Annotated in this window: 1 protein-coding gene; it reads left to right on the top strand. The window is 42.6% G+C overall.

Features of this window, described 5'->3' with window-relative positions; genetic code table 11:
• Positions 1-37: 37 nt before the first annotated feature.
• The coding region (locus CH362_RS19095) for a Hint domain-containing protein (RefSeq protein ID WP_244280660.1) at positions 38-994 on the top strand (957 nt) is incomplete at its 3' end.

Genomic DNA, 994 nt, shown 5'->3' with positions numbered 1-994 from the left:
TAACGAAGCAGTCCTAGGCAACAAATCAGCCGAAGGCATGTTTGAGAAGATCTGGTCGAACATCAAAGGAGAAGCGAAGTTAGCCTTTGGAATGAGCGATACGGGCCAGATCCGAGTGAATGAAAAAGGCCAGTTAGAATTTGATACATGCTTTGTAGCAGGTACTTTAATTAGAACAAAAGACGGCTATACCTCGATTGAGAAGTTAAAAGTAGGCGACTACGTCTTATCCCATAACGAGAAGACCGGAATACTTTCGTATAATAAGATCACAGAGACATTCATCCACGATGTACCAGCAATCTATAAGATCACATATACAAATGGAACAGAAGTAGAGACAACTTGGAACCACCCGTTCTATATTAAGGGAGAGGGTTGGACAAAAGCCAAGTATTTAACTCCACAGCAGAGATCAGTAACAGTATCAAGTATTCGTAATGCAGCTATCTTGAAAGAGATGAGTGATAGACCTCAGATGAGTATCTCACTTGCTGCACTTAATAGTCAGTCGAGTGCAACTCCTTGGAATGAGTTGTACGAGGGAACTGCAGGGATTGCGAAGATAGAGAGAGTGATCCGCCCAGAGAAGGTATATAACATCGAGGTGGAGGGAGATCATAGTTACTTTGTGACACGGGCTGGGTTACTCGTGCATAATTATGAAGTAAATCCGAAATTAGAGCTACTTCCTTCGAACGACGTTAAAGGATTAACTACCGTAAACAAAGAGCTTAAATACCAGAAGTTGACGATGGATGGTAGGACTTATGAGAAGGTAGTAGATCCTAACGGGAACGTATCCTTTGAGAGCAAGTTGACCAATGGAGAAAAAGTCGTTCTCCAAGTAACTCCTGAGGGAATGATTAAGCGGACGACACATTCCCCAGCTGAAAGTAAGCTTTGGGGAATGATCAAGATGTCGCCTAAGACGACGACAGAATATTTAAATCCTTCCGGAGAAGTATTAGGGCATGATGCAGTTGTCCGTATA

This window comes from Leptospira saintgironsiae (genome assembly GCF_002811765.1).
Taxonomy (GTDB): domain Bacteria; phylum Spirochaetota; class Leptospiria; order Leptospirales; family Leptospiraceae; genus Leptospira_B; species Leptospira_B saintgironsiae.
Note: the sequence above shows the minus strand (reverse complement) of the source record. Positions and strands in the feature narration are given on the sequence as shown.